Annotated in this window: 18 protein-coding genes; 10 read left to right on the forward strand and 8 right to left on the reverse strand. The window is 71.0% G+C overall.

Annotated elements, in window-relative coordinates:
• Positions 1-250: 250 nt before the first annotated feature.
• Positions 251-2,167, reverse strand: coding sequence for an ABC transporter ATP-binding protein (locus tag QHF83_RS30870; protein WP_282421571.1), 1,917 nt, complete (start codon positions 2,165-2,167; stop codon positions 251-253).
• A gap of 76 nt (positions 2,168-2,243) precedes the next feature.
• Here QHF83_RS30870 and QHF83_RS30875 point away from each other — a divergent pair, with 76 nt between their 5' ends.
• From QHF83_RS30875 to QHF83_RS30890, 4 genes are all read left to right on the forward strand, one after another.
• Entirely contained in the window at positions 2,244-2,954 is a 711-nt protein-coding gene (locus QHF83_RS30875; protein ID WP_282421572.1) for a hypothetical protein, read from the forward strand.
• A gap of 273 nt (positions 2,955-3,227) precedes the next feature.
• Complete coding sequence (locus QHF83_RS30880) at positions 3,228-6,986, forward strand: FAD-dependent oxidoreductase (protein WP_282421573.1); 3,759 nt, start codon at positions 3,228-3,230, stop codon at positions 6,984-6,986.
• Between the two features lie 15 nt (positions 6,987-7,001).
• The gene (locus QHF83_RS30885) at positions 7,002-8,306 is read left to right on the forward strand and encodes a cytochrome c3 family protein (RefSeq protein WP_282421574.1); all 1,305 of its coding nucleotides are present in this window, start codon (positions 7,002-7,004) and stop codon (positions 8,304-8,306) included.
• A gap of 23 nt (positions 8,307-8,329) precedes the next feature.
• Entirely contained in the window at positions 8,330-8,917 is a 588-nt protein-coding gene (locus QHF83_RS30890; RefSeq protein WP_282421605.1) for a DUF3365 domain-containing protein, read from the forward strand.
• A 32-nt stretch (positions 8,918-8,949) separates the two neighbouring features.
• On the opposite strand, the gene QHF83_RS30895 is transcribed toward QHF83_RS30890, so the two are convergent.
• A complete protein-coding gene (locus QHF83_RS30895; protein ID WP_282421575.1) occupies positions 8,950-10,191 on the reverse strand; it encodes a hypothetical protein in 1,242 nt (413 codons plus the stop codon).
• Between the two features lie 82 nt (positions 10,192-10,273).
• Here QHF83_RS30895 and QHF83_RS30900 point away from each other — a divergent pair, with 82 nt between their 5' ends.
• Both QHF83_RS30900 and QHF83_RS30905 read left to right on the forward strand, forming a co-directional pair.
• On the forward strand, positions 10,274-10,960 hold the full coding sequence (locus tag QHF83_RS30900) for a thiamine phosphate synthase (RefSeq protein ID WP_282421576.1): 687 nt from the start codon (positions 10,274-10,276) through the stop codon (positions 10,958-10,960).
• Positions 10,957-11,583 (forward strand): hypothetical protein, encoded by a 627-nt coding sequence (locus QHF83_RS30905; RefSeq protein WP_282421577.1) that lies wholly within the window; start codon positions 10,957-10,959, stop codon positions 11,581-11,583. The genes QHF83_RS30900 and QHF83_RS30905 overlap by 4 nt, the downstream gene beginning before the upstream one ends.
• Here the strand turns inward: QHF83_RS30905 and QHF83_RS30910 are convergent, their stop codons facing one another.
• The gene (locus tag QHF83_RS30910; protein WP_282421578.1) at positions 11,584-12,582 is read right to left on the reverse strand and encodes a DNA polymerase III subunit delta'; all 999 of its coding nucleotides are present in this window, start codon (positions 12,580-12,582) and stop codon (positions 11,584-11,586) included.
• A gap of 110 nt (positions 12,583-12,692) precedes the next feature.
• On the opposite strand from QHF83_RS30910, the gene QHF83_RS30915 reads away from it, so the two are divergent.
• The 3 genes from QHF83_RS30915 (at position 12,693) to QHF83_RS30925 (ending at position 17,867) form a co-directional block, all read left to right on the forward strand.
• Positions 12,693-16,295, forward strand: a complete 3,603-nt coding sequence (locus QHF83_RS30915; RefSeq protein WP_282421579.1) for a VCBS repeat-containing protein — start codon at positions 12,693-12,695, stop codon at positions 16,293-16,295.
• A 173-nt stretch (positions 16,296-16,468) separates the two neighbouring features.
• The gene (locus tag QHF83_RS30920; protein WP_282421580.1) at positions 16,469-17,188 is read left to right on the forward strand and encodes a hypothetical protein; all 720 of its coding nucleotides are present in this window, start codon (positions 16,469-16,471) and stop codon (positions 17,186-17,188) included.
• Positions 17,189-17,342: 154 nt separating this feature from the next.
• Positions 17,343-17,867: a Spy/CpxP family protein refolding chaperone gene (locus QHF83_RS30925; protein ID WP_282421581.1), complete on the forward strand. Its 525-nt coding sequence runs from the start codon at positions 17,343-17,345 to the stop codon at positions 17,865-17,867.
• Between the two features lie 297 nt (positions 17,868-18,164).
• Here the strand turns inward: QHF83_RS30925 and QHF83_RS30930 are convergent, their stop codons facing one another.
• The 4 genes from QHF83_RS30930 to QHF83_RS30945 form a co-directional block, all read right to left on the reverse strand.
• Positions 18,165-18,920, reverse strand: coding sequence for a hypothetical protein (locus QHF83_RS30930; RefSeq protein ID WP_282421582.1), 756 nt, complete (start codon positions 18,918-18,920; stop codon positions 18,165-18,167).
• A gap of 102 nt (positions 18,921-19,022) precedes the next feature.
• Complete coding sequence (locus QHF83_RS30935; protein ID WP_282421583.1) at positions 19,023-19,946, reverse strand: MBL fold metallo-hydrolase; 924 nt, start codon at positions 19,944-19,946, stop codon at positions 19,023-19,025.
• A 25-nt stretch (positions 19,947-19,971) separates the two neighbouring features.
• Positions 19,972-20,814, reverse strand: a complete 843-nt coding sequence (gene larE / locus QHF83_RS30940; RefSeq protein ID WP_282421584.1) for an ATP-dependent sacrificial sulfur transferase LarE — start codon at positions 20,812-20,814, stop codon at positions 19,972-19,974.
• Between the two features lie 22 nt (positions 20,815-20,836).
• A complete protein-coding gene (locus tag QHF83_RS30945; protein ID WP_282421585.1) occupies positions 20,837-21,235 on the reverse strand; it encodes a hypothetical protein in 399 nt (132 codons plus the stop codon).
• 117 nt (positions 21,236-21,352) lie between these two features.
• On the opposite strand from QHF83_RS30945, the gene QHF83_RS30950 reads away from it, so the two are divergent.
• Positions 21,353-22,102, forward strand: a complete 750-nt coding sequence (locus tag QHF83_RS30950; RefSeq protein ID WP_282421586.1) for an OmpA family protein — start codon at positions 21,353-21,355, stop codon at positions 22,100-22,102.
• A 3-nt stretch (positions 22,103-22,105) separates the two neighbouring features.
• Here the strand turns inward: QHF83_RS30950 and QHF83_RS30955 are convergent, their stop codons facing one another.
• The gene (locus tag QHF83_RS30955) at positions 22,106-24,481 is read right to left on the reverse strand and encodes a fused MFS/spermidine synthase (protein ID WP_282421587.1); all 2,376 of its coding nucleotides are present in this window, start codon (positions 24,479-24,481) and stop codon (positions 22,106-22,108) included.
• Positions 24,482-24,486 lie beyond the last annotated feature (5 nt).

The raw sequence follows: 24,486 nt of genomic DNA on the forward strand, positions 1-24,486 counted from the left end.
AAAAATCCGTCGGGCCATTTGCCATCCCCACGAAAGGTCACCACCGAACTCATCCACGCATTCGCGTAGGCGCTCCGCGGTGGCATCGGGGACGCGCGGGCGGTCGTCCTGCTGCGTCAGTTGTCGGACCGTGGCCCCGCAGCCGAGCGGCACGAGCGCCGTCGTCGCGCAACCGAGGAGCCCAAGGGAGAGGAGGGTTTGCGCACGCGCAGAGGTCATGCCAAAGCGGACCACGCCGCAAAGGCGTGCGTCAATGCGGCGGGCGAGGAGGCGGGGCCGGCATTGGGCCGCCGGGTCCCGGCGGCGCCGCTTGTTTTCGTTGTCCCTCCGAAAGCAGCGCCCGATAGGTCTCCGAAGTCCGAACGAGCTCCTCGTGTGTGCCCATTGCCGCAATGCGGCCCTTGTCGAGCACCACATTGAACGTCGATTTCACGAGGTGCGGCGCATGCGTGACGATAATCGTCGTCCGCCCGGCCGAGAGCTCGACCACGCTGCCGAGCAGCTCCTCCGCCGTGGCCGCCGGCAGCCCCGCTTCCGGCTCGTCGAGCACGAGCAGGCGAGCGTCGCGGAGGAGCATTCGCGCCAGCATGATTCGACGCTGCTCGCCGCCCGAGAAGTTCGGCGGCACCTTGCGCACGACCGCCTCGAGCCCCCGGCCGCCCTTGTCCTCGGCCAGATCGTCGAGCCGCACGCGCGCGAGGATGCGCCGCATCGCCGCCTCGTCCGGCGGATCGGCGAGGCCGAGCGCGAGGTTTTCCGCGACGCTGCGCTCGAAGAGCAATGACGCCTGGCCGAGCACCGCGAAGAGGCGCGAGAGGCCTTGCGGCGAGAGGCGCGTGAGGTCGACGCCGCCGACCTCGATCTTGCCACGCGTCGGATCGTCGAGCCGCAAGAGCAAGCGCACGAGCGTGGACTTGCCCGAGCCCGAAGCGCCGCAGATCGCGACCACCGCGCCCGCGGGGATGCGAAGCGAGAGGTCGCAGAGCACGTCGTCCTTCGCGCCCTCGGGCCGGTAGCCGACGTGATCGAGGACGACCTCGTCGCTCGCGATCGCCGCGAGCGGGAGCGGGCTCTCGGGCTCGGGCGGGTGCGGGGGCAAGGCGAGCAGATCACGGAGCGAGGCGAGCAGCGGCGCGCGCTCGAGCAGGCCCGAGCGGAGGCCGTCGAGCGCCTCGAAGCGCGCGAGCAGGAGCGGCGTGACGAGCAGGAGCTTCGCGACGTCGCCGGCCTCGTACACGCGGCCCGAGAGGCGGAGCGCGATGAGGATGACGAGCGGCGACATCGCCGTGAGCACGCTCTTGATCTGCCCCGACGCCGCGAGCGCAGCGGCAAAGCTCCGGCGCGCGTCGGCCGCGCGATGTGCCGCGTCTTGGACTTCGGTGAGCGCCGTTTGCCGCGCGCCGAGCAGGCGCAGCTCCTCGGTGCCCGCGAGCATCTCGCCGAGCGAGCCGAAGACCGCCGTGTCCGATCGCTGCATGGCCTGCATGCGCTCGCCCACGCGGCGCGAGGCGCGATCGGAGAGCACGCGCGAGAGCACGAAGAGCAGCGCCGTGCCCACGAGCACGGGCCACGCGCCGCCCGTCGCGAGCTCGAACGCGAGGACGAGGAGCGTGACGATCGCCTGGGGCAAGCCCGTGATGACCGCGACGGCAAAATCCGATACGGCCGCCGCGTCGCGCGCGATGACGAGCTTCACGGCCTCGAAGCCACGAACGGCCGGCGCTTTCACGCCGGGCGGCGCCGGCGGACCGCCTTTGGGCGCGAGCGCGCGCGCACCGGCCGCGTCGACGTCGCGCGGAGAGGCCCAGAGCGCCGCGCGCACGAGCTCCACGCGGAGCGCCGCCGTGAGCTCGGCCGAGAGCTCGGAGCCTTTGCGGCTCTGCGCCATCGTGACGCCCACGCTGATCGTCACGGCCGCGAGCGTCGCCACGATGACGAGCCACGGGCTCTGTCCCGACACGAGGCGCGCGAACAGGCCCGCGAGGCCAGGGCTCGGCGAGGCGGGGCGCCCCTGGATCGCGCCGATCGCGACGCCGACGAGGCCCGGCAGGACGCCGGCCATGACGCCCGCGAGCGACGCGAGGCCCGCCGCGAGGACGAAGCCGACGAGCGGGCCGCCTCGCAAGGAGCGACGGACGACGCGGAGGATCCTCCAGAGATCGCGCACGGGCCGCGGATGCTACCCGAAGACGGACGAGCAAGGGCGCCCGTTGCAAGCCGCGCGCTTTCGGTAGACCCTACGCGTGGTGCGAAGAGAGCAGAACGGAGGCCTCGTGCTCACGGCCCTGCTGTGCGCCTCGCTCGTCGCGTGCACGAGCGAGCCCGCGCCCGCGCCCGCGCCTCCGCCACGCGCTGCCTCGTCCGTGTTCTCGCCCGAGGTCGCCGCGCGCCTGCCGCTCGCCGAGCCCGAGGACGGCGGCGCGCCCGTCGCGAAGGCGCCCGTGCCGGGCGTGCTCGAGGAGATCCTCGCCGCCGCGCCGAAGTCGTCCGCTCCGCCGACGGGGCCGGACGGAGGGACGCTCGTCGGTACGGAGACGGGCGTCCGCGACGAGACGGAAGGCGCGCCCGAAGGCCCAGGCAGTCGCCTCGAGGTAGCCGCGCCGCGGATGGCCAAACGAATCCAGATCCAGGAGGGGAGCCCCGACGTGCACGAGGGGATCCCGTCGCCGGCCGTGGAGCGCGCAGCGCGCGCGCAGCTTTATTACCCGCTCGTCACGCGTTGCCGCGGCGCCGATGGCAAGATCCTGCCGCCCGACACGATCGTGCTTCGTTTCAAGATCGACGTGGACGGCTACATCGTGCCCTCGTCGATCAGCGCGAGCGGCACGGAGGCGCGCTACGAGGCCGCGGCAAACTGCATGCAACGCGAGCTGTCGGCAGCGGCGTTCCGGGCGCCCGCGGCCGCGCGGGGCGTCGCCACCTGGGTGAACGCCACGGTTCCGTCCGTCGATTGATTGACGCCTCGATGCCGGAACTTGCTCCCACGCCGGGCGCTTGCGGTTCGGGTTGCATGACCGGCGCGGCGAGCCCAGCCTGGCTCGATGCCTCGCGGCGCGGGCAAGGGAGGGGAGCGCGGAATGCGGTCCATTTTCGTGGGCCGCATCGCTTGTCCATTCGGCTTGCGTGGTCTTTTCGAGCCTTCGCTTCCGTCCGGGAAATACGGGGATGGAGTATAAGGGCCGAGCGCCGCCACGAGGACCGAGGGTAGAGGTGAGCGGAGACCGACGGTGGATCTGAGCGACCAGTCCCAGACCCTGGTGATCATCGGCAACGGGATGGTCGGCTGGAAGCTCTGCCAGCGAATGGTGGAGTACGGCGCGAACGACGAGATCCGCATCCTCGTGTTCGGCGAGGAAGCGGTGCCGGCCTACGACCGCGTGCACCTCACGGAGTACTTCGCCGGGCGCCCGCTCTCGACGTTCTCGCTCTCGCCCGAGAGCTGGTACCAGCAAAACGGGATCGAGCTCTACCTCGGCGATCCGATCGTCGAGGTCGATCGCGAGCAGAGCGTGGTGCGCTCACGCTCGGGCCTGCGCGTCGAGTACAACCGCCTCGTCTTCGCCACCGGGTCGCGCCCGTTCGTCCCGCCGATCGAGGGCGCCGATCTGCCAGGCGTCTTCGTCTACCGCACGCTCGACGACGTCGCCGACATCGAGGAGTACGCGTGCGATTTCGCGCCGACGACGAGCGCCGCCGTGATCGGCGGAGGCCTGCTCGGGCTGGAAGCGGCGAAGGCGGTCTACGATCTCGAGCTCGACGTGCACGTCGTCGAGGTCTCGCCCTACCTCATGCCGCGGCAGCTCGACGCCGACGGCGGCGCGGTCCTGCGCGACAAGGTCGAGCGGATGGGCGTGAAGGTCCGGTGCGGGAAGAAGCTGCTCCGGATCGAGCAGGTCTCGCTCGATCCACCCGGCGGCGCGTACGGCGACGACGGCGTGTCCCGTCCCCTTGCCCCGCGCTCCCCGGACGAGCCCGAGGCCGAGGGCGAGGACGTCGCCCCTGCGATGGCGCTGCGCCTGCACTTCGACGACGGCGAGACGCTCATCGTCGGCATGGTGATCTTCGCGGCCGGCGTGCGCCCGCGGGGCGAGCTCGCGAAAGCGGCGGGCCTGCAGATGGCCGGCGACGGCGGGATCGTGGTCGATGACCGGCTGCAGGCGATCGATCGGAAGACGCGCATGCCCGATGAGCAGATCTTCGCCGTCGGCGAGTGCGCGTCGCACCAGGGCACGACGTACGGGCTCGTCTTGCCGGGCTACCAGATGGTCGACGTGGCCGCGGCGAACCTGCTCGGCGCCGAGCGCAAGTTCGAGGGCGCCGACACCTCGGCGAAGCTCAAGCTGATGGGCGAGACCGTCGCGGCGCTCGGCGAGCACGATGGCGATCAGCGCCTCGGCGGCAACGCGCTCGTGTTCAGCGGCGGCGGCGTCTACCGCAAGCTCGTGATCCGCGACGGGCGGCTCATCGGCGCGGTGACCGTGGGCGAGTGGGAGAACCTCGACCGCATCCGGGAGCTGCTCAAGGCGCCGCTGCCGCTCTCGTTCTGGGACATGCGCAGGTTCCGCGGCACGGGCAACCTGTGGCCGAAGTCCGAGTCCTCGCCCGTCACGGAGTGGCCGGCCGAGGCGATCGTCTGCGGCTGCGTGCGGGTGACGCGCGGCGCGCTCGCGCTGGCGATCGAGGGCGGGTGTGCGTCGGTCGAGGCGCTCGGGACGAAGACGGGCGCGGGCACGCTCTGCGGTTCGTGCAAGCCGCTGCTCGCGGAGCTGCTCGGCCAGGACGGACCCGTGAGCGTCTTCGAGCCGATGCCCACGTCGTGGCGTGAGGGGCCGCGGAGCCGTCGCGGCGACGGCGGGCCCCGGTCGCGGCGCGGGGAGGGGCCGCGGAGCCGTCGCGGCGAGCTCTCGCCCTCGTCGCGGCTCGAGTCGTCGAGACGCACGAGCGTCATCCCGCCTTCGTCGCTCGCCACCGTGCCGTCGTCGACGGGCAGCGACGCGCCGCGCTCGCGCCGCGATGGCATCCCGTCGTCGCTCGAGGCCCTCGCGGGGCTCGAGCTCGCACAGCCCTCGGTCCGCGACATCGCGCCGGCCTCGCGCCGCTTCTCGATCACCATCACGGATCGGCCGCCGGAGCTCGCGAGCGCGCAGGGCCTCGGCCTCTGGAGCGTGACGCCCCTCGCGCCCGTGGTGGTCGAGGACGACGAGGACATCGAGCCGGCGCCGATGTCCGTGCGGGGCCGCATGATCCACGCGCCGGCCGAGGACGAAGGCGACGCGGGCCCCGTGTCGATGCGCAGCGCGACGCTCTCCTCCTCGCGCGTCGCCGTGGACCTGCCGCCGCCGAGCACGCTCCGTTCGTCGATCCCGCCGTCTTCGCCGGCCGAGGCGATCCAAGCCGCGAACTTCGTCGCCGCTTCCTTCGAGGCGCTCGAAGCGCCGGAGGAAGCGCCCGTCGCGCGTCGTGGCGTCGCGCTCGCGTCGGAGACGCCGCCGGCCGGCACCGAGATCGCGCCGCGCTCGAAACCGACACTCGGGGAGACCACGCTCCGCGAGGCCGTGAAGACGCCGCCGACGGGCACCGAGCTCGCGCCGCGCTCGCCGCGCCTCGCGCTCGATCCGGTTCGCCGGGACGACGCCGCGCCGACGCCGCCCACGGGCATTGCGGTCGTGCCGCGATCACCGCGTTCCTTGGAGGCCCAAGCGCCTCCTTCGGTCCGCGCGTCCTCGATCACGCCGCCCTCGGGCATCGCGATCACGCCGCGCACCCCGCGCCGCACCTCGACCCCGCCGGCGGGCATCGCGCTCATCGGGCTCGGCGGCGAGGCGCTCCCGCCTTCGCTCCCCGAGACGCCCGCGACCGGCCTCGTCCTCGGCCTCGCCGCGCGCGCCACCGCCGAGGGCCCGATCCGCAGATCGACCCCGCCGGCCGGCTCGGTGCGCGTCATGTCCATCTTGCCGCCGCCTTCTTCCCACGCGGTCCCGCCCTCGTCCGCGCCGCCGACCTCGTCGCGCCCGATCTCCAGCGGCGTCATCCTCCCGCCCTCGGACGTGGCCATCATCTCGGTCGACGAGCCCTTGCCGAGGCTCGCCCCCTTGCCCATCATCGAGCCGCCCCTCTTCGCGGCCTCCTCGGACGTGCCGCCCTCCTCGGCGCGCCGGCTCTCCGCGATGGAGGGCCTCATCGACATCGACGAGCGCAAGGAGAGCTCCTCGACCCGCTACTCGCGCATCTCGCTCCTCGCGAGCGTCGACGAGGGCGAGATCGCCGGGGTCCTCGCGGTCTCGCGTGACGGGCTCACGCCGAGCGTCACGCCGGGCCTCGCCGCCGTGGATCGGGCGCCGATGTCCCGGCGGAGCTGGGTGCCTCCGAAGCGCCTCAGCATACCGCCGGGCGCGCTCCAGACCCCCTCGGTGCCGCCGGTGCGGCCCTCGATCGCGCCTTCGATCCAGGCTCCGCCGGAGCGCGGTCGCAAGATTCTCCTCGTTGCGTCGGTCGTCGCTTTATCCTGGGTCCTCGTGCTGGTCCTCGCCCCCTCGCTCACCCCCTCGCGCTCCGTCCGGACGGGCGTCTTCCTGGACGTGCTCCTGCGTCCGGGGATCGCGAAGCAGGTGAGCGGCTACGCCCTCGTCGGGCTCGCGGTGGCGAGCCTCGGCGTCTCGCTGCGCAAGCGCTGGAAGCGGTTCCGGTCCGCGGACGTGCCCGTCTGGCGCACGGTCCACGCGGTCCTCGGCGCGGCGACCATGCTCTTGTTTTTCCTGCACACGGGCCTCTCCGCGGGGACCCGGATCAACCTCGTCCTGGCGATCGACTTTCTCGCCGTGGTGCTCCTCGGGGCGCTCGCGGGGGGCGTGTTCGCGGTGAGCTCCCGGTGGAGCCCCCTCGTCGCGCGGGACCGTCGTTTGCGGGCTTCCTACGTTCACCTCCTCCTGACCTGGCCGTTGCCGATCCTGATCGCCCTCCATGTGCTTGCCGTGTACTACTACTGAGAGGCGGGCCTGCTGATGAGCACGCGTACCTCGATCTTGGCCTGGCTCCTGCTCACGGGGCTCGTGGGCGGCTTCGGGGCCTTCCGGTTCACCTCAAAGGACCAGACGCTCTATTTGCCCGATCAGACGTCCCACGGGCATCATCAAATCGAAATGGCGTGTGCGTCCTGCCATACCCCGTTCGGCGGCGTGAAGGACGACGCTTGCACGAATTGCCACGGCGAACAGCGCACCGCGGCCGACTCGCATCCGGCCTCGAAGTTCAACGACCCGCGCAACGCCGGCAACCTCGAAAAGATCGACGCGCGCCGCTGCGTCACGTGCCACGTCGAGCACTGGCCCGAGGGGACGCACCGCGAGGGCTACACGCTCCCCGTGGATTTCTGCGTCACGTGCCACGAAGACGTCGGCACCGAGCGGCCGAGCCACGCGGGGATGTCGTTTACCACGTGCAGCGACGCGGGCTGCCACAACTACCACGACAACCGCGTGCTCTGGGAAGACTACCTGAAGAAGCACCTCGGCGAGCCCTTCTTGCTCGCGTCGGCGAAGGTCTTGCCGCGCGGGGTCGCGACGGTCGCGAAGGGGCCGAAGTCGCTCGCCGGCAAGGATCAGGACGCGCCGCGCACGGTGGCGTTCTCGGCGGCGCTCGTCTCGGAGTGGGAGGAGTCGGCGCACGCGCGCGCGGGCATCAACTGCTCCGGTTGTCACGGCGGAACGCAGGGCCTCGCCTGGGTGAACAAACCCCCGCTGACGATCTGCGCGGGCTGCCATGCCGAACAAAACAAGGGGTTTGGCCTGGGGAAGCACGGAATGCGCGTCGCCGCGGGCCTCGGCCCGATGAGCCCGGCCCTCGCGCGTTTGCCCATGCGGGCCGAGGCCAAGGAGCTCGAGGTCGGCTGTGAGAGCTGCCACGGCGGGCACTCCGTGAATGCCCGGAAAGCGGCCGTGGACTCGTGCCTCGGATGCCACGACGACGAACACAGCCGGTCCTACCAGCGGTCGCCGCACTTCAAGTTGTGGGAGGCCGAGATAAACCGCACGGCTCCGCCCGGGACGGGTGTATCGTGTGCAACGTGCCACATGCCCCGCGAGAAGTCGTCGAGTGGAGCTGTCGTGGTGCAGCACAACCAGAACGACAACTTGAGGCCGAGCGAGAAGATGGTCCGCAACGTCTGCGCGAGCTGCCACGGCGTGGGCTTCTCGCTCGACGCGGTCGCGGACCCGGAGCTCGTCCGGCACAACTTCGCCGGTCGCCCGAAGAAACACGTGGCGAGCGTGGACATGGTCGAGAAGCGCGCAGCGCCGGGGAAGCGCTGAGCAAGGAGAAGGACGACGTGAAGATGGGACACTCGAAGGCGGGCGCGATGTTGTGCGGCGCCGTGGCCCTCGCCGGCGTGACGGCGTTCGGCTGCGGTAGCCAGGGTGGTGGCGGCGGCGGGGGCATCCAGCCGCAGCAGATGGCGGACGCGCTCTACGCCGTCATCGCGGCCGATCGCGCGACCTACGCGGGCCAGGTCGTCGATCGCCTCGTGAAGGAGAACGCGATCAAGGCGACCGAGCGGTTCAAGGAAGAGAAGACGCTCCCGCTGCCGGCGCAGATGCTGCGCATGGGAGCCGAGCACGCGCAGAAGACGAACTCGAACTTCTCCTACGCGCTCCTCTCGATGTGGCCGATCAACCAGCAGAACAAGGCCAAGACGGACGCCGAGAAGGCGGGCCTCAAGTTCGTCGCGGAGAACCCGGGCAAGAACTACTACACGGAGGAGAAAATCGCGGACAAGACCTATTTCACCGCGGTTTATCCGGACAAGGCCGTCGCCGCCGCGTGCGCGAATTGCCACAACGAGCACGCCGACAGCCCGCGCAAGGACTTCAAGGAAGGCGATCTCATGGGTGGCCTCGTGATCCGCATTCCCGTGAACAAGTAACGCCTCGGCCGGGGGGGCCGAGCGGGGGGGTTTTACTTATCGGCCGGAGCCGGCGCCGAAGGCGCGGCAGGCGCAGCGGACGGCGTCGTCTCGGGGGATTGCGGCGCGTCGGGGGACGCGGAGGTATCCGCGGGCGGCGGCGGAGGCGGGGGCAGGGCCTTGGGCGGCTCGGCGAAGAAGGGCTCGGGCGCGGACGCGAGGCGGAGGAGCGTGGGCGTCTTCGTGAAGACCTCGGCCGTGTAGGCCTCGGCGCCCTCGACGGTCTCGCCGGCGTTCAGCGTGGTGTGCACGCGGTAGAGGCCCGGGCGCGGGAACGTGCCGCGCGGGCAGACCTCGTGGAGCAGGATGGTGAACGAGGTCGAGGCGCCGGGCTTCAAGCTCCGGAACGCGTCGCGCGGCAGCCCGCGCGGCGGATCGCCGAGGCAACTCTTCGTGTGCCCGTAAGGCCCGTCGACGCGGAACGAGAGCATCCACGGCCGCAGCGCCACGAAGATCGGCCGGAGCCCCGCGTTTTTCGCGGTCACCGTCAGCGAGACCCCGTTCGGCGCGGCCACGTCCTTCCACGCGTCGGCCGTGATTTCGAGCTTGCCGGCGCGCTCGTCGACGATCGGCGCGGTCGCGGCCGGCTTGCCGTCCGCAGGCTTCGTTCCGTTCGTGCTGCCGTTCGTGGCCTGCAGCGGCGGAGGCGGGCTCTCGCCGAGCACGATCGCGGGCGCGACGATCTGCGGCTGCGGAGCGACCGTGGGCTCGCGCTCGGTGCTCTCGGCGGCGAAGGGCGGCTCGGGCGGCTTCTTCGAGGTCTTCTTCGGCGGATCCCAGCCGAGGCGCGCGTGCAACGTGACGCCCGGCCGGAGCGCGTCCGCGGCCTTGCCGAAGCAGAAGAGCCGCGGCTCGAAGGGCTCGACGTACGACTGCCCCGGGCCGAGCAGAAGCGCGCGGCTCTCGGGGAAGCTCGACGGCTTGAGCGCCTTCGGCAGCTCGCACGTCGTGGGCTTCTTCTCGCCTTCGATCTCGATCTCGAACCGGAGCAGCCGCGGATCGGCGGGCACGCGCAAGGGGACCGTGCCCTCGTTGTCGATCCGCATCGTCCACGGCCCCGTCATCGTCGGCGCGACGATCCAGAGGCGCGCTTGCGCGGGCGGGAGCGGCGGCGGCTCGGGCGCTTTCTGGGCCTTCGCGGGCTTCGCGGGCGGCGCCGCGTGGGCGCTCGGCAAGACGAGGCTCGAGAGGCAGAACAGCGAGGCGAGGAGGGAAGCGCGCGAGGGTCGTATCAACGGGAGCTCCGGCGTCGGTCGAGAGGCGGCTTTCCGCTTTCCTTCCGAGGGCGTCAACCTTAGCGTACAAATGAGCGCCCGCATGCGAGGTCTGTACGCCATCGTGGACACCGCCGCGCTCGACCGGCGCGGAATCGACGTCGTCGCCTTCGCCGAGGCGGTGCTCGCCGCCCGCCCCGCCGCGATCCAGCTCCGCGACAAAACCTCGGGCGTGCGGCGCACGCTCGCGCTCCTCGCCGAGCTCACGAAGCTCGCCGCGCGCGCCTCCGTCCCGCTCTACGCGAACGATCGGCCCGACCTCGCGCTGCTCACGGGCTGCCCGGGGATCCATGTAGGTCAAACGGATCTGCCCGTACCGCTCGTGCGCGCGCTCGCGGCGCGGACGGGCGCGTCGTTCACCGTGGGACTGTCGACGTACGACGAGGCTCAAATCGAAGCCGGCATCGCCGACGGCGCGGACTACCTCGGCATCGGTCCAGTCTTTGGGACACAAAACAAAGACGACGCCGAGCCGCCGATCGGCCTTTCGCGCCTCGCGGCCCTCGCCGAGCACGCGCGCTCGCTCGGGTATGCGCGTCCGCTCGTAGCGATCGGCGGGATCACGCTGGAGAACGCGGCCGCGGTGGGCGCCGTCGTCGACGGCGCGGCGGTCATCGGCGCGCTCTTGCCGATCGCGAGCGGGGACGCGGGGCTCGCCGAGGCGACGGGGCGCGCGCGGACGCTGCACGAGGCGATCCTCGGCACGACGCCCCGAACGGAGAACGCATGAGCCTCGTCGCCATCGCCCTCACGGCCGCCGTGGCCGCGTCCCTCGGCTACCTCGCGAGCCGGCGCCGCGAGAGCGCGCGCGAACTCGAAGGTCCGGACGAGACCAAGGCGCTGGGCGACAAGAAGAAGCCTCGCGCGCTGAAGGCGCCCGCGCCCGCCGATCCGCTCGAGGGGCTCGCGTTCGCGCTCGGCGACGTCGTCTCCGCGGAGGGCGACGAGCGCTGGCTCGCGGGCGCGATCGTGGCGCGGGAGCAAGCGCTCGCCGCCGTGATCTTCGTGGCGCCCGAGGGCCTCGCGCACCACGCCGTGGCGCTCTTCCCGGCGGCCGCGCGCACGGCCCTCTGGCTCAGCCCGGAGGCCGTGGACACCCCGCCCGAGCCGCCGGGGACGCTCGAAATCCGAGGCATGGCGATGCAACGCCGGAGCCGTTTGCCCGTGACGTTCGAGCGTCTCGGCCAGGGCGCGCCGACGGTCGGCCCGTCGGGCATCCTCGCCATGTACGAGGCAGGCGGCCGCGAGGTCGCGCTCGTCGTCACGAGCGAAGGCAAGTCCCTCGCGTGGGCCGGTCGCCGCCTCGACGAAGGCGAGTACGACCGCATGGGCCGCGTGGGCGACGAGGGCTGATCAAGGCATCGCGTCGCGCAGCTCCGACACGAGCTGGATGATCGACAGGTTCGGCGACGCGTTCCGCTCGAGGTAGCCGATCGTGCGGAGCACGAACTCGTAGCGCCGGGCGTCGATCACGGACGCGCGCGGATCACTCGCCGCGCGACCACGCGCCGAACGGGCGAGCGCCGCGCCGAGGGCGCGCAGGTCGTCGCGCAGCCGCTCCTTGTCCTTCGTGTCGAGCGCCTCCGCGAGCGCCACCGCCGGCCCGAGATCCGGCGCCGCCACGGCCGAGAGCATCGACGTGACGAACTCGTCGCGCGCCGCCGTGCGCTCGGCGTCGGCGAGAGCGAGCGCCGCGGCCGCGCTCCCGGCGGCGAGCTCGATCGCGAGATCCTGCTGGCCCGCGGGCATCCCGTTCGCATCGAGGATCTTGTGCAGCACGGCGTCCGAGAGCGGCCCGAAGCGGATCTTCAGCGTGCGGGATCGGATCGTGTCGAGCATGCGATCCGGCCGCGACGTGAGCAGCACGAAGTGCGTCCCTTGCCGCGGCTCTTCCAGCGTCTTGAGCAGCGCGTTCGCGGCTTGCACCGTGATCTCCTCGGCCCTTCGGATGATGAAGATCCGCGCGCGGCCCTCGTGGGGCGGGTAGGAGGCGTGGGGGAGCACGATGCGGCGCACCTGCTCCACCGAGATCCCTTGCACCTCCTCGGAGCTCTTGCCGAGCGTCGCCGCCGGGTAGAGCCCGCGCTCGACGAGGATCACGTCCGGGTGCTTCGGCACCTCGGGGCGGTCGGCCCCGAGCGTCACGGCGCGCTGGCAGGCGTCGCATCGCCCGCAGCCGAGCTTGTCGCCGCCGGTGCACACGAGCGCCTGCGCCAGCGCGAAGGCGGCCATCTCCTTGCCCACGCCGTCGGGCCCTTCGAAGCGGTAGGCGTGGTGGACACGCCCGCTCTCGAGGGCCCGCACGAGGGTCCGGATGGCCTCGTCCTGGCCGAGGATGCGCGAAAACGGCACGCGCGAGGCCTAGCACGGAGCCCCGCCGCGTTGAAGTGCCCTCGCACGGCGCGCTTGAATGTGGAAGGCCCGCCAAACAACCAAGATCCACCCATTTGAAGGGAGGAGTCATGCGCTGCTCGTCTCGTGCTGCCTTGCTCGGCGCGCTCGTCGTTCTCGCGGGGGGACTTTCGCCTGGCCGCGCCGAAGCCGATACCTGGCCCGTCTCGCGCCATGACGCCGCGCGTACCGGCGCATCGGCGGGAAACGTGCCGGTGGTCGAGCCCGTCGTCACCTGGCGCGCGTACATGGGCGGCCGCCCGACGGGCCGCGTCGCGCGCTTCGGCCTCGACCATGTCTCGCAGTTCGTCGTGGCCGCCGGCGGTCGCTTCATCGCCAAGCACGGCGTCTCGGGGGCGACGCTCTGGAAGAGCGACATCCTCGGCATCGGCGCGGTCGAGGCCTTCACCGATCTCGACGGCGATGGCGGGAGCGAGGTCGTGGTCCGCACCGACACACGCGCACACGTCCTCGACGGCGCGACGGGCAAGCTCCTCTGGAGCTCGCCGCTCGGCGAGTTCCGCTCGCCCGCGGCCGTCCGCGTGACCGATCTCGACGGCGATGGTTTGTCCGACGTTTACATCGACGAATGCTCGGGTTGCGCGACGCCCGGCACCATGACGGCGGGCGCTTTCTCGTTCGCGGGCGGGTTTGGCACGGGCGGCGCGCTCTGGATGCGCCCGGCGAATGCGTCGCCGCCGCCCTCGCACACCGGCACGGACACGATCCTCGACCTCGACGACGATGGTTTGCCCGAGATCGTGCTCACCTCGCCCTCCGAGATCGTGATCGTGAGCGGCAAGGACGGCCAGACCGTGACCACGGTCGGGGTGCCCGGCGCCTCGGACAAACCTTTCTCGCAGGCGTATGCGCTCGCGGCCGAGATCGACGGTTTGCCGGGCAAGGAGCTCGTCGTCGTGCAACCGCACGGCCAGGTCGCGGCGAAGGTCGGCCCGCCGGGGATCACGGTGTTCAAATTCGATCCGCAGACGAAGGCCGGGACGTTGCTCTTCCAGCGGAAGAGCGCCGGATACGACGCCGAAATGGTCGCGCTCGCCGACGTCGCCAAGGACCTCGACGGCGACGGTATCGACGAGCTCGTCTTCTCGCACCGCGCGACCGCCGCGTCCCCGTTCACCACCGAGATCCTGAAGGGCGCGGCGGGCACGACCGTCGCCGTGCTCCCGGGCGCGCGCTTCGAAGGCGCCGCCGACCTCGACGCGACGGCCGGCGCGGAGCTCGTCACCGCGACCGCGGCGGGTCTCTCGGTCCACCATTTCGACGGCAATGCCCTCTCGTCCCTGGCCGGCCCGATTCCCGGCGTGCGCGCCCATTCGATGCCCGACCCGGCGCGCGGGCAGAGGGGCCCGCTCGAGCTTCGCCTCGCCGTGCTCCCGCGGCCGGGACAAACCCCGGCGCTCCTCGTCGGCAGGCCCAAATCCGATCTGCCCTACGAGGCCCTCCCGATTCCGCAGACCTTCCGGGACATCCAGGGATACGCGGTCGGCGCCTCGGGCGCGACGAAGATCGGCGAGCACGTCCCGCTCGTCGGCGACGTGACCGGCGTCTTCGGGGCCGATTTCTCCACGCGGCCGTATCCGCAGGTCGCCGTCGGCACGACCGCGGGCACGATCGTCGTGCTCGGACAAACCCTGCAGGGGACGAACGGCATCGTATTCTGGGGCGGCAAGGCGACCGGCTCGCTCGTCGGCGGCGGGATGCAGCCGAGAGGGGGCGCCGTGGGCGGGCCGCTCGTCGGGAGCGACGACCTCGGGCCGTTCGTGGTCCTGCCGGGCTCGCCGCTCGGCCTCTACGTCGGCGACGCGCGCTTCGCCTCGCTCATCGTCCCTCCGCTGCCGCGCTTCATTCAGCCCGGCATGCAGGCGGCGAGCATCGTGGACCTCGATTCGCTCGGGATGGCCGTCATCGGCGTGGAAGGCAGCGCCCTCGTGGCGCGGCGCTCCGAGGACGGCGCCTCCCTCGGCGCCGTCGACCTCGGCCCCGGCGCGCCTCACGGCACGCCCTTGCCGCTCCGCGTGCAGGGCCAGAGCGCCCCGCGCGTCGGCCTCGACTGGCGCATCGAGGGCGTGCAGATCGTCCAGTCCGCCGTCGATTTCACCACCGGCAGCCTCGTTTGGCAGGGCGAACCATTGCCCTACGGCGGCTTCTTCGGATCGGGCGTCGGCGACCTCGATGGCGACGGTACGGACGCGTGGTATTCGATGAACGACGGCTTGAACGCGCGCGACGCCGCGACGGGCCTCGTCACCACGACGCCGGGCAATTACATGTGGTATGCGCTCCCCATGGTCGCCTCGTTCCAGGGCGGGCCCGGGCCCGAGCTCCTGCTCCAGGCGGGCGGGGCCGCGCCGCGGCTCCTCCAGGCGGACCTCGGCACCGCGTGGCAAGCGGAGAGCCCCGAGCAGGTCAATGGAATGGCCGGCGCGCGCGTGGTTTGCGGCAATGCCGCGCGGTTCGTCACGCCCGCCGTCCTCTCCCCCACGCTTCGCGCCTTCGACGGCGCGACCGGCGCGCTCCTCGGCGCCCGCACGCTCGCTGGCGGCAGCGCGTTCCCCACCGTGGACGCGGCGCTCGCCGCGGGCAAGCGCCCCGGCGAGCTCTCGAACGTCTCCTCCGTCGCCTCGCTCGGCCCGGGCGGCCCCGCCATTCTCGCGGGCTCCTCGGACGGATACCTCTATGCCCTCGACGCCTGCACGCTCGATCTCCGCTGGTCGAAGTTCCTCGGCGGCTCGGTGGCGGAGCCCGTCGTGGGCGACACCGACGGCGACGGCGCGGACGAGATCATGGTGGGCGTCGCGGACGGCTACATCCACCATATCGACGTCCCCGGCTGCCTCGCGCCGAGCTCGATCATGTTTGGCGGGACAGACGATGGCCCGCCGTATGATGCGCCGCACGTCGTCAAGCCCGGCGAGGCGGTCACGGTCGTGTTCGCACAGGTCCCCGAGGCGAAGAGCTACGAATACGCGCTCGTCGGCCCGGACGAGCAGGCCCTCTGGTCCCCGGCCTACAGGACCGCTTCCGGGACCTCGATTTCGCTCGACCTCACGGGCGCGCTCGCCGATCGCCCGTACCGCGTGGCCGTGCGCGCGATCGGCCCGAACGGCGCGAGCCCGGACGTCTTTTCGGGGCCCGTCGTCGTCGAGGACGGCAAGGCCCCCACGCTCGATGTCGCGGCGACGGTCGAGGGTACGACCATGCACGTCGCCTTCGATGCCTCGGACGACCTCGCGCTCGACCACTGGCTCGTCCGCATGCACGAGGCGGCGGTCGAATCCTCGGAGGAGCTCTTCGTCGGGGAGGGGCTCTTCGATGGACTCACGGGCAAGGCCGAGCTCTCGATGACGCCCCCGCCCGCGCTCTTTGGCAAGAAGATCAAGGTGGTCGTCTCCGTGCTCGACTCCGGGGGCAATCCGGCGCTGACCACGATCAACGCTTCCGTTGATGACAAAGGCCAATTCACACACGTCGATCCGCCCGTGGTCCTGCATCCGGATCCGCCGGTGAAACCCACGACGCCCGAGCCCCAAGCGTTCGGCGGCTGCGGCGCTTCGGGCCGAACGCCCGGCCCGTCCGCCCTCGTGGTGGCGCTCGGGCTCGGCCTCGGCGGTCTGTTCCGTCGCGCGCGGCGCGCCTCGACCAGGCGCCGCTGACGGGCCCATCCGCGCGTCCGTGCGCCCCGCCGCTGCGCAGGCGCTTCCCATCCGAATTCGTGGAACAGCGAGAGTCGAGAGGGAGGCGGGGACAATCCTCCCCGCCCATTCCACGAGACTCCCGCGTTGGCCTTTGCCGCCGCGTGGCACGGCGATGGCAGTGGACGGGGCGCATGAACCGTAGCTCGAACGTGCTCTCGACCGGGTTTTCCGCGGCTCTCGCGGTTTCGGCGCTGGTCTTCCCGGTGAACGAGGCGAATGCCTTTCCGTGGTCTGGATTCGAGTGGACCTTGAAGGACAGCGGCGATACGCCGGTCGGACCCGGCCCGAACCCGTTCTCGGGGGCCAACGTCTTCGTCGACGCGCAAAACCGCCTGCACATGCTCATCGAGGACGAGGACGGCGACGGTGTCTGGTCGTGCTCCGAGATCATCTCGACACGCGCCGTCGGATTCGGCACGTACACGATGACCCTGGAGACGCCGATCCGGCAATTCCACAACCAGGCGGTCCTCGGCTTCTTCACCTGGAGCGACCAGGGTACCACGAATACGGAGCTCGACGTGGAGATCGCACGATTCCAGGGCACGAACGCGAACGATCCGAGGCTCGTGCACTCGGTGCAGCCGCGCAGCTCGCATTACCCGGTCCCCACCACCTGGACCGGCGCGTCGTTCCACCAGTTCATCTGGACGAGCGCGCGTGTCAACTTCACGAGCCGCCCCCTCGCCGGCGCGGGGACGTCCATTACCTCCCGAATCAACAATCCGCCGCGGCCGCTCGCCACGACGAACCTTCGCATCAATTTCTGGCTGCGCGCCGGCACGGCGCCCGCTGGGGCCACGGGCCCGCTCGAGGTCATCATCCGGAACGTGACCTACACCCCGTCCTGACGTTCCCCGCCGGAATTGTAAAGAAGTTCGTGCCTGCCCGGCGCGCGTTGACAGCCTGCGCCGGGCGCCGCAAGCTCCTCCCACGGCGCGAGGCATGAGGCCCGCGCTCGAAACACCCGCCGGGCGCGCTGAGCCCCGGCGAGGAGGAGTGAACATGCATCCTGCATTCGTGGCGTGGTGGCACGCGGGCCGAGGCGGCTCGTGTGGCCCCGAGGGGTGGTCCGGCGGTCGTCGTGCTTGGTTCGGAGGCGGCTGCGGCCCCGGCAGAGGCGGCGGCCATGGGCACGGGGGCGGCGACGATCTGCCCGGCGGCTCCGATTTCGACGGAGCGGGCGGCGGCAACTTCGGCGTGCGCCGGCCGCTGCGATTCTTGGCCCATCGGCTGGAGCTCGACGACGGACAAATCGCGGAGCTCGCGACGATCCTGGACGAGCTGAAAATCGAGCGGGCGCAGGCCGCGGTGGATCATCGGCGCTCGACGAGCGCGTTCGCCGACGCGGTGATTGGCGAGAAGATCGACGATGCGCGGCTCGAGGAGATCCGCGCGGATCGGGTGAAGAGCGCCGAGCGGCTGCAGGCGTCGGTGGTGCGCGCGATCGGGCGCATTCACGCGATTCTGTCGGCCGAGCAGCGGAAGAAGCTCGCGTATCTCCTGCGAACGGGCGCGCTCGCCATCTGATGTCCCCGACCTGTGTGGGGGGCTCCGGCCCCCCGCACGCTTCTTCCATTGCACGCTCGGCGCTGGCAAAGGGTTTTCATGAGCAAACCCGTCATCGCCGTCGTGGGCGCGGCTCCGGCGTGGGCCTCGCCGTGGCCCGCCGGTTCAGCGCGAAGGCATTGGCGCCGCCCTGATCGCGCGTCGCCCCGGAGCCCTCGACGAATACGTCTCCGAGCTCCAGCGCACGCAACCTCGCTCGCGGCTGACCAGCCCGCAGTTGCGACAGGCCATGTGAAGCTCGAAGCCGGACCTCCGATGCTATCGCCCGCCCGCGCTCGGCTTTCCTCCCTTGCAAACGCAGATATCGGGGAACCTCGTCGGATCGGTCTGGATCCATCCCCTTCCCTTGCAGATCTCGCATACCGCAGGACGTGGAGGTGGCGCCGGCGGCAGGACCGGCGGCGCGGCCGTACCACCCGGCGGCGCCTTCGTCGCGCGCCGTTTTCGCCATTCGAAGGGCTCGATCTCGATCCGGCTCCGCACGTCTCCACCCCACGAGACGGGCACGCCGTGATGCTTCAGCACGTGCACGATCTCCCGTCCAATCGCCTCTCCCCCGCCCGCCTCGTCCCCGTAGGCGGTGAATGCGAGGCGCAAGCCGCCACCTTCGAGAGCCCGCTCGAGGTCTTGCCGGTGATAGAACGCGCTGCCCCGCGCCTCGCGGTCGCCGCTCATGGCATCGATGAGCTCTGCCCCTTCCTGCAGGGTGGACCCGAGCGCCTGCGCGGTGACGATCCCGCGCGCGTCGAGGTCGTCGAAGGCGCTGTCGAGGCGATCGTTGATCGTGCGATCACCCCACGTCGCCTCCTCTCGCGCCCGAGCCTCGAGGCCCACCTTCACGCGCGCGGCGAACTCCTCGAATAGGGCGGGAAACGGCTCACCGAGCTCGACCTCGATGATCTCTTCGAGCGCTTCGAGGATGTTCGCTTCGTCGTAGACCCCAGCGCGGCAGTCGACGTCGACGACGCGCTCGAGCCACTCCCGGCACTGCGCGATGGCTTCTTCCGTGGGCATCGGGCAGCTACGGTACCGACCGCTGCGGTGCTCGGTCAACGGCGCCGCTAGAGGGAAGATCGCTTCGCGATTTTCCGAGCATCGAACCGGTCGATGCTTTAGCTAACGGCTGAGGTATCGCGTCTCGCCCACGTCGAGGATCCAGAGATTGTCCTCGGCGCCGCCTTCGGCCTGCCACGCCGCGCGCGCCCGCTCGGGCGGCTCGCCGATCGGCTCGTCCGTCAGCTTGAACGTCCCCCAATGCATGGCCACGAAATGCTTCGCGCATAGCATCTTCGCGGCCAGCGCCGCCTCCTCGGGCCCCATGTGCTGCGGCTCCATGAACCAGCGCGGCTCGTACGCGCCAATGGGCAGCATCGCCCAGTCGATCGGCCCCGCCCGGCGGCCAATCTCCTCGAACGTATCCCAGTACGCGGTATCCCCGGAATGATACGCCGTGCCCTCGGGCCCGCGGATCACGTATCCGCCCCAGAGCGCGTCATTCCGATCCCACGGAAAATGCATCGACCAGTGCCGCGACGGCACGAGCGTGATCTCCAGCGAATCGATCCCCGTGGTCTCCCACCAGTCGAGCTCCACGACCTTCGCCGACGCCCCGGCCGCCTTCAAAAAGCGCGCATTGCCGAGCGGCGCCACGTACGTCGGCCGATCGCCGAGCCGCTCGATGCTCCACGCGTCGAGGTGATCCCGGTGGTTGTGCGTGATCACGACGATGTCGATCGGCGGCAATTCCTGCCACGCGATCCCCGGCGCGACGAGCCGCTTGATCGGGCCGATCCGCTCGCCGAGGACCGGATCGAAGAGGATGTTCTTCTTGCCGAGCGTGAGCAGAAAACTCGCGTGCCCGATCCAGGAGAGGCTCGGCGCGGGGCTCTTCACGAGGTCCGCGTCGTGCGGGCGGCTCGGCGTGACGAACCCGCCAGGATCCTTGATCTTTTTGCCTTTCAGCGGATCGAGGACCCGCCAGCGGAAGAGGTCGGCCGGGCCTCGGCGAGGCTGGGTGGCGAGGTGATCGAATCGACCCACGGGACCTCCTCCTTTTCGCTACGCGCTAGCTCACGATTCGCAGGCTCTTGCCGACGAGGACCTCGTTGTGGCTGCCCACGCGGTAGCCGGCGAGGTCGAGCGTGACGTACTTGAAGCCGTTCTGTTTACCCGCCGCGACGATCGCGTCGCGGATCTCCGGCTCGGCCGCGCGCGTGAGCTCGGCGAGCGCGAGCTCGATCCGCGCGAGCTCGCCGTGGTAGCGCACGCGCACCTGCCGGAAGCCGAGCCGCTTCAGCGCGGCCTCGAAGCCGCCGATCTGCGAGAGCCGCTCGCGCGTGACGCTCGTGCCGTACGGGATGCGGCTCGACAGGCAGGCGGCCGCGGGTTTGTCCCAGATGGGCAGCCCCATCGTCGCCGCGCCCGCCCGGACGTCGGCCTTCGTGAAGCCGAGATCGACGAGCGGGCTCACCACGCCGGCGAGCCGCGCCGCCTCGAGCCCCGGCCGGTAATCGCCGAGATCGTCGACGTTCGTCCCGTTCAGGATCGCCGAAAGCCCCCACTCGGCCCGCTTCTGCGCGGCGATGCGGTAGAGCTCGCTCTTGCAGTGGAAGCAGCGGTCGGGGTTGTTCGCGACGTAGCCGGGATCTTCGATCTCGTTCGACGCGACCAGCCGATGATCGGCGCCGATCGAGCGGGCGACCGCGACGGCGTCCTCGTGCTCGCCCGGCGCGAGGCTCGGCGAGATGGCCGTCATGCCGACGGCGCGAGGCCCGAGGGCCGCGTGGGCGGCCGCGAGCACGAACGCGCTGTCGACGCCGCCGGAGTAACAGACGAGGACCGATCCGAGCTCGACGAGCCGCTCGCGCAGGCGAGCGAGCTTGTCCGCGATGGCAGGTGCTTCGGCCATGGGCTGAGGATGTAACACGCCGTCAGTCCCCGGGAGGGGAGGCGGCCTGCTTTTCGCCGGTGTTCTCCGGGGCAGCCGCGGGCGCGGCGGCCTTTCCATCGGGCGCGTTCGTGTCCTCGGGTTTGGCCTCGGCCGAGGGCGCCTTCGGTGTGTACTCAAACACCTGCAGGTTCGGTTCGAGCAGCTTGAAGATGCCCTTTTGCACGTCGTCGCCCATCTGGCCGGTGATCACCGCGATCCAGTGCGGGTGCGTGTTCGCGGCCTGTTCGAGGCGGTTCCACATGCGCGGGCGCAGGCTCACGCGCGCGCCACGCTTGCCGAAGTCGACCTGGAATTCCTTCCAGCCGTTCTTGTCCGTGGTGACCTCGGTGGGGAGTCGGTTGATCTTGATGGTGACTTCGAGCTTGCCGACGAGCGCCATGCGAGCCTCCACGTTCCCGGGACGGTGCCCAAATCGGAGCCGGAACACAAGTCGAGCCCGCCTCGCACCGAGTTACTTGCGGGAGAAGGCCGGAATGGGTGACGCTTGGGGCCTCTCATGAACCGCACCTCGCTTGGAAGGTCCGTCACGCTCGCCGCCACGCTGGGGGCACTCGCCGCGCTCGTCGGCTGCTCGGACAACCGCTTGCCGCCCGTGCCCGTGCCGAAGGCGGAGCAGAAGAGCCAGCTGCCGCGCTGGTACCCCGAGAAGGCCTGGACCGCGAAGGAAGGCCAGAGCCAGATCTACATCGAGGGCAAGATCGTCTTCCAGACCGGCAGCGCCACGATCCACAAGTTCGGCGAGACCGAGAAGGTCCTGAAGACGCTGCTCGCGTTCGTCAACGACCACCCCGAGGTCACGCGCCTGCGCATCGAGGGGCATACGGACGACGCCGGCGCCGAGGACAAGAACCAGGACCTCAGCGCGAGGCGCGCGCTCAGCGTGTGCAACTGGCTCGTCGACAACGGCGTGAACCACCTGCGCCTGCTCGCCGTGGGCTTCGGCGAGACGAAGCCCATCGCGCCGAACGAGCTCGAAATGGGCCGCGCCGAGAACCGCCGCACCGAGTTCCACGTCGCCGAGGTCGACGGCAAGCCGTTCCTCGGCAAGGACCCGACCGCCGGCGGCATGGTGCTCGACGTGCCGAGCCTCGAAGAGCGCAAGGCCGAGGAAGAGGCGCGCAAGAAGCCGGTGATCGCGGTCGTGCCGACCTTGAACTTCAAGCCCACGGGCAACGAAGTGAAGAAGGTCCAGGACAAGCAGATCTCGCTCGACCCGACCCAGAAGAAGCCCGAGCAGAAGAAGTAAACGCTACGGCCCGAGGTGCCGCGCGGCCGGGTTTTCCGTGCGGTACCGATCGAGCAGCGCGAGCGTCTCGCGGAGCGACTGCCAGTAGTCGAGCACGTTGCCCTTGGGCGTCGCGTACTCGAGGAAGAGGTTGTCGTCGGTGGAGACGATCGGCTCGCCTTCCGTCTCCGCGACGAACCGATCGAGCTCCTCGCCCGACGCCACGAGCTCGTCGAGCAGTCCCGGGAGCGTGCCGGCGCCGAGCGTCTCGCGGATCGCGGGCACGGTGGCGAGCCGATCGAGCTCGGCGCGCGAGGCGACGAGGGGCCGCGCGCTCGCCACGAGGATGCCCTGCGATCCGCCGACGAAGAGCGCGACGTGCGGGAAGACGACGCGCAGCGTGCGCACGATGGTGGCGAGCTCGCGCCTGCGGATGTGGTGGAGCTGCACCCACTGCTGGAGGATGCCGCCCTCGGCGAGGCGCGCTCGTACGAGCTCGTAGAATTCGCGGCTGTAGAGGCTCGCGGCGCCCGCGAACCACACGCTCGTGAGCTCCATCGTGACGAGGTCGTATCCGCCCGGCGAGACGAGCAGGTGGTTCCGGCCGTCTTCGAGCGACAGCACCGTGCGCGGATCGTCGAGCGAGTTGCGCGCCGGGCCCGCGAAGTATTTCCGCGACGCGTCCACGATCGCGGGCGAAATCTCGGCGACCTCGATGCGCTCCCATGGATAGGCGGCGATCGTGCCGAGCGTCGTGCCCGTGCCGAGGCCGATGACGAGCACGCGCTTCTCGCTTCCGCGGAGGAACATCGAGGGGAAGTGCGCGAACCTTCGCTGCGCGGCCATCTCGGGACCGTTGTCGCCCTGGAACTTGCCGTTCGTGTAGAGCGTGAGCACCTCGGCGCGCCGCGCCACCGTGGTCACGCCGCCGTGCACGTCCTCGCGCACCATCTCGATGCGATCGGGCGGCGGGCCCGCGGAGAAGTAGACGTTCGCGCCGTTCGTCATGCGCGCCATGTCCCAGCGCGGCAGCACGAGCGCGACGACGATCGCGGCCGCGGGCAGCGCGAACCGCGACAAGGCCGAGCCCTTGTCCCCGGCCGCCGCGCGTGACGCGAGCACCGAGGCGATCGCGAGCGCCGCGACCACGCCGAGCAGCGTGCCCTGCGAGCCGAGCGCCGGGAGGATGAAGTAGCCCGTGATGATCGAGCCGAAGATCGTGCCGACCGTGTTCACCACGGTGAGCCGTCCGACGCGCGCGCCGACGTCGGGCATCGAGGCCACGCGGTGGAGGAGGAGCGGAAACGTCGTGCCCAGGAAGACCGTTGGGACCGCAAGGATCAGGAGCGCGGCGAGGGCGCGCACGAGCTCGCGGCCGGCCCAGGAGTGCACGTGTTTGCCCGCGAAGAGGAAGAGGCGCGGGAGCTCGGCCCAGAGCGGCATGGTGACCGCGAGCGAGATCGCGGCGGCGCCGAGACCGAGCGCGAGCGCGCGATCGCCGCGCTTCTCGGCGAGGGCAGGGGAGCGCGCCGCGCCGATGGCCAGGCACACGAGGAAGACGGCGAGCATCAGGCCGAACGCGTACGCGCTGTTGCCGATGAGCAGCGCGAGCAGGTGCGTCTCGACGACCTCGGCCGCGAACACGATGAACCCGGAGGCGAAGGCGAACGCGAGCGCCGTGCTCTCGCGGTAAGGACCGGGATCCTGCGCGGCAGGCGTCGGAATTTTCGGTTTCTCGTCGGTGGCCTCGTTCGTCGCGGTCGCCGGGTTCTCCGCAGGCGCGCGTCTGCCCGCGACGATCGCGGTCACGCCGATCGTCACGTTCGCCAGGGCCGCCGCCCAGATCGTCCCGCGCACGCCGAGCGCGGGCAGCACGAGGTACGCGCTCGTCAGCGCGCCGATCGCGCCGCCCGCCGTGTTGATGGCGTAGAGCAACGACAGCCTGCGCCGGCTGCGCTCGCCGACCTCGCCGGCGACGACGCGTGACAGGATCGGCAGCGTCGCGCCCATCGCCACCGTCGGAACGATGACCACGAGCGCCGTCAGCGCGCCGCGCGCCGCCGTGAGGATCGCGAGCGAGCCCGGGGCCTTTTGCGCGACGTGGACATACGCCGCGGTCAGGGCTTCGAGCGCGGCGGGCGAGGCGGCGACGACGAGGCCGACGATGATCTCCAGCACCCCGTAGGCCACGAGCGGGCGGGCGATGCGCGCGGCGCGCTTGCCGCCGAGGTGCGCGCCGAGCGCCATGCCTCCCATGAACGCGGCGAGCACCGTGCTCACGGCGTACGCGGTCGCGCCGAAGACGTAGCCGAGCAGCTTGCCGAACGCGACCTCGTAGAGGAGTCCGGTCGAACCGGAGACGAGGAAGAGCGTCACGACGAGGGAAAACCGAGGTCGCACGCCGC

This window comes from Polyangium sp. 15x6 (assembly GCF_029960785.1).
Taxonomy (GTDB): Bacteria; Myxococcota_A; Polyangia; order Polyangiales; family Polyangiaceae; genus Polyangium.